Annotated in this window: 1 protein-coding gene; it reads right to left on the bottom strand. The window is 69.1% G+C overall.

Going from position 1 to position 1,810, the window contains the following annotated elements; translation table 11 throughout:
* On the bottom strand, positions 1-1,810 hold a 1,810-nt coding region (locus IJH84_RS14025; RefSeq protein ID WP_367269022.1), incomplete at both ends, for a DUF6531 domain-containing protein.

The following is a 1,810-nucleotide window of genomic DNA, read 5'->3' as shown; positions in this document are numbered from 1 at the left end:
GCTCGTGCGTTGCCCGAGAGCGTCGACGTGGGTGTGCGGGTTGCCTTCGCCGTCGTAGAGCCACCGCTCGGTCGCCCCGTCCGGCAGGGTCCGCCACGCGGGTTTGCCATCAACGGTCCAGCCCAAGCGGGTCACTCCACCGACCGGGTCCGACAGCGCGGTGACTCGACCGAACGCGTCCCGCTCATAGCGCGTCGTGGCGCCGAGCGGGTCGGTGATCGCGGTCGGCCAGCCCGCGGCATCGGGATCGACGCGGCGGGTGTTGCCCAGCGCGGCGGTGACGCGACGCAGGCGCCCTCGCTCGTCGTAGTCGTACGTCGTGGCCGCGCCCGCCGGATCCACAGTGCGCACGAGGTTGCCGCGGGCGTCGTACTCCCGGTACGAGACCGTGCCATCCGGAGCGGTCACGGTGATCGGCTGGCGCAGCTCGTTGTAATCCAACCGGACCAGGCCATCGTCCGGCCTGCGAACCGTGGTCAGGTTGCCGCGCTGGTCGTACTCGTAGCTGGTCGTGCGGCCCAGCGGGTCGATGCGGGACAGCAGCAGGTCGAACTCGTCCCACTCGGAGACCGTTTCGGCTCCGAGCGGGTCGACCTCCCGGACGACCTGGCCGGAGTGGTTGAGGTGGTAGGCGGTGCGGTGTCCGAGCGAGTCGGTCACGTAGGTGATGCCGTGGTCGGTGTCGTAGGTGATCGTGCCGCTCAGGAAGCCGTCCGAGCCGTCGGTGCGCACGCACCTGCCCTCGGCGTCGTAGGTGTAGCGGTATTGCACGCCGTTGCGGTCGGTCCACCCGGTGATCTGGCCCGCGGTGTCGTAGTCGAACCGCATCGGCTGCCGGGACTCGTTGATCACTTCGGTCAGCCGCTCGTCGCGGTAGCCGTAGCGCGTCAGCGCCACGTCCTGTCCGTGGTCCGCGTCGCGCAGGTAGAGGCCGGTGACCAAACGGTCCTTGGTCTCGACGCGGATGCGGTAGCCACCGCTGTGGCGGATCTCCTGCGGCAGGCCCGTGTCGTCGTAGGAGAACTCGATCCGATTGCCGTTGCGGTCGGTGATCGAGGACAGCAGCCAGCACGCGTCGTACTGCACGAACCGCAGCGTGCGACCGCGATCCGGATCAGTGATCACATAAGCACCGTCGTCCGAGCGTTCCAGCGGCCACCGAGGACCCACCACCGGCAGCACCGCCGCGCCCGGCCCGGGATGCGGATACGGCACCGTCAGTCCGTCTTCGGAGGCGAAGTACACGCCGTCGTCGTCGGCCTCCACCCGCTGGTCCAATGTGGACGACCAGCTCGGTCCGAAGAACAACCCGTGCCGATGCGACGACACGTGCGTGCGCCCCAGCACCAGGGGCAGGACACCGTCGAGCTCGACGTCGGTCTGCGACAGCAGCATCCGGCCGCTGTCCACATCGATCGGATCGATCCGGAACGACTTCTTCCCCCACGGCATCACCGACTTGGCTTTCGCCCCCAGCTGCCGCCCGAGCCGGCCCGCTCCCGCAGCCGCGCCCTTCGCCGCACTGGCCAGTTTCCCGCCGGCGCCGACCAGCTTTCCGCCGAGCTTGGCGACTCGTCCGAACGGTATGACCGTTAACGCCGTATCCACCAAGATCGACGTCAAACTGCCTTCACCGGTGGCGGCGTAGATACCGGCGTCGATGGCCAGGGCGGCGCCGCCGGTGATGCCGGCGGCGATGAGGAAGGCGCCGCCGACGGCGTTGCCGACGACCGGGATCGCCTGCAACACCAGACCGACCACGGCCAGGGCGCCGGAGACGACTTTCAGTGCCGAGGAGATCTCCTTGAGC

This window comes from Saccharopolyspora sp., assembly GCF_017434145.1.
GTDB lineage: Bacteria > Actinomycetota > Actinomycetes > Mycobacteriales > Pseudonocardiaceae > Saccharopolyspora_C > Saccharopolyspora_C galaxeae.
This window is presented reverse-complemented; position numbering and strand designations above follow the sequence as displayed.